Annotated in this window: 2 protein-coding genes and 1 pseudogene; 2 read left to right on the top strand and 1 reads right to left on the bottom strand. The window is 64.7% G+C overall.

Translation table 11 applies throughout. From position 1 onward, the window contains the following. Positions 1–99: 99 nt before the first annotated feature. A pseudogene (locus tag WDW90_RS36150) lies at positions 100–1,260 on the bottom strand (cation:proton antiporter); the annotation flags it as partial. Between WDW90_RS36150 and WDW90_RS41065 the strand changes: the two are divergent. Continuing rightward, complete coding sequence (locus tag WDW90_RS41065; protein ID WP_431311198.1) at positions 1,187–1,678, top strand: hypothetical protein; 492 nt, start codon at positions 1,187–1,189, stop codon at positions 1,676–1,678. The pseudogene WDW90_RS36150 and the gene WDW90_RS41065 sit on opposite strands and share 74 nt — an antisense overlap. A gap of 215 nt (positions 1,679–1,893) precedes the next feature. Continuing rightward, positions 1,894–2,571, top strand: coding sequence for a dienelactone hydrolase family protein (locus WDW90_RS36140; RefSeq protein WP_336492559.1), 678 nt, complete (start codon positions 1,894–1,896; stop codon positions 2,569–2,571). The last annotated feature ends 177 nt before the right edge of the window (positions 2,572–2,748 follow it).

Here is a 2,748-nt window from a genome sequence, read left to right as displayed (position 1 = left end):
CTCGCCAAGCCCGTTACCAAACCGCCTGATCCGGACGCGCTCCCGAAAGCCCTCAAGGTTGTTGCAGCCGCCAAGGAGGTCTCGCATCCAGACAACTAGGAATGCGCCTGCAAACTTGCCGAGGCTCGCAATGGCGACCAACCCGGCGGTCAGCATCAGGAGCGTAGGATCCTTCAGGATCGTCAGGTCGGCACTCAGGCCTGCAAGCCCGAAGAACACCGGCGCGAACAGGGCGCTGATGAGGCCCCGCAATTGCTCGTCAATGTGCCGCGTCAGGATGGGCGATTGCCCGACCAGGATCCCGGCTACGAAGGCGCCAAGCACCGTGTGGACACCGATGGCATGGGTCGCGAGCGCCATCAGGCCCATCACGACCAGAATGGTGGTGATCACGGCCGCTTCGCTCTCGAGCTCATCGTTGGCCCAGCGGATGAGCAGGAAGACGACCCGGCGACCGAGGGTGAAGCTGAGGCCCAGGAACAGGGCCGTGCCAAGAAGGCTCTGTCCGAGGGACCAGGGATCGATGCTGCGGTGAAGTGCCAAGCTGAAGGTGATGGCGATGATCACCCAGCCGATGGTGTCGTCGATGATGGCCGAGGCGACGATGACCTGGCCGACGTTGCGGCGCAGGAAGCCCATCTCGCGCACCACCATCGCGACGATCTTGACGGACGAGATTGACAGCGCGGTGCCCAGGAACAGGGAGGTGATCAGCCGCAGCTCGGGCTTCGGCAGCATCGTCTCGGGCAGGAACTCGCCGAGCGCAAAACCGCAGGCGAAGGGCACGGCGACACCAGCGACGGAGACGCTGAGGGCGGCGCGCCGGACCTTTCTCACGAGGCCGAGGTCGGTTTCCATGCCGGTGAGGAGCAGCAGCAGAAGGATGCCGAGCTGCGAGACCGCGTCGAGCATGGCCTTTTGCTCGTGAGCGGGCGGGAAGACCAAGTGCTGGCCCTCGGGCCAGATGGCCCCGAACACTGAGGGCCCGAGCAGGAGGCCGGCGATGAGCTGGCCCATCACGCCGGGCTGGCCGATGCGCTGCATAAGCTCACCGAGCAGCCGCCCGGCCGCGAGCAGCAGCACGATCTGGATCAGGAACGTGACTTCTGATGCGCCCTTGGATCCGGGCGCGGAGGCGGCCAGGGCGTGATCTGAGCCTAGAGCGAGGAGGATAGGCGCGAGTGCGATGATCCGCTTCAACGTGACTTTTCTCAGCTGGGTTGGCGCTGACGGGGTGGGCGCGGGACAACGCGATGCCATCGGCGCCGGTGCTCCGGCACTTACGCGGGTTAACGACCGCGCTGCCCTCGGGGCGACCGAGACCTTGCAGATTTCACTTCGTTGCGAAGAACGGTCGGAAGTGCTCGAGCCAGCTTCGCAGCCAGACCTCGAAGCCCTGCTTCGCTCCTTCCTCGCTCGCTGCATGGCCCCAGGCTTCTTCGGCGAGCGGGCTCCACCACGTCCAGAGATGATGGGAACCATCATACTCGACTGTACCGACTTCGATGGGGCCGACGCAGCCGACGAAGCGACGAAGGGGCACGTCGGCAATGCGATCTTGTGTCCAAACGACGGAGCTATGAGACATCTCGGGCAAACGGGCGACGAGGGCGCCGGTTCGACCGAGCAGCGTGGCTGTTCTGTCGCTCCTGCGCACATGAGACGCGCAGCGACGTGAGCGTCCCTTCGCTGCATCCGCTCAACGATGGCACCACAGCGTCAGCGGAGCCGGTCAACCGTCAAGCGACCTTCGGGACGTCTGCGCTGCCAGCATCTTGAACCTCGGCCGGTCTCATGTCGCGTGCAGCCATGTACACGAACGCGAGTTGTTCGTGCCTACGTCTTGATGGGCAGCTGGTCGAGCCCACCATCATCAGGAGCATCGAACACAGGATGCTGAGCTTCACGAGCGGCGGTCACCGGATTGAGGTCGAGTGGTTTGCCGCCTCGCGCGGCTCTGCAGCAGGGGAGGGTGCAGGCGGATCGAGGCCGGCGGTCCTGCTGCTGCACGGTGCGGACGGGCTGACCTATGCGGAAGGCTATCGTCTCGCAGCCCGGAACATCTCAATCTCCGGCTATCACGTTGCCTTCGTGCATTACCTCGACCGAACAGACGACCGGCGCGTCGCCTACTCGCGGCTTCGTCAGGATTTTCCGCTCTGGGCCACGACTGTGCGAGATGCTGTGAGCTGGCTCGCGTCACAGCCCGGTGTCGATCCGAGAAGACTTGGAATCGTGGGCGTCTCGCTCGGAGCCGCACTCGCCTTCGAAACCGCGGCCGCCGATCCCCGGGTCAAGGCGATCGTGGACTACTTTGGCCCGCTGCCCGAGGGTCTGGCCAGGGGCCAGCCTCGGCTACCACCGACCCTGATTCTGCACGGCGCCTCGGATCCGATCGTTCCCGTCTCAGAGGCTTACGCGATTGAGCGCCTCCTGAAGGCGCGGGGCACGCCCTACGAGGTCAAGGTCTACCCGGACCAGGGGCATGGTCTCACGGGAGTGGCTCAGTTCGACTCGGCAGCCCGGGTTGCCAGCTTCCTGGGCCGATACCTCGGATCACGGCTGATCTAAACCGACATCACCAGCGCCCCTCCTTCGCACGCTTGAATCAGGCGGCGCATCCTGCGGCCTATCTCCGAGGCATCCGACAGCGAAAACGCCGAAGCCTCTTGCGTTCGAGCTCCTGCTCACCATCTCCTCTCCATCCATTGGGATGGCTTCAGGATGGTTGAGAGATGGCGGACAACG

The sequence above is a fragment of the Methylobacterium nigriterrae genome (genome assembly GCF_037106235.1).
GTDB classification, from domain to species: Bacteria; Pseudomonadota; Alphaproteobacteria; order Rhizobiales; family Beijerinckiaceae; genus Methylobacterium; species Methylobacterium nigriterrae.
The sequence above is the reverse complement of the archived record's forward strand: the minus strand, read 5'-3'. Positions and strand labels throughout refer to the sequence as shown.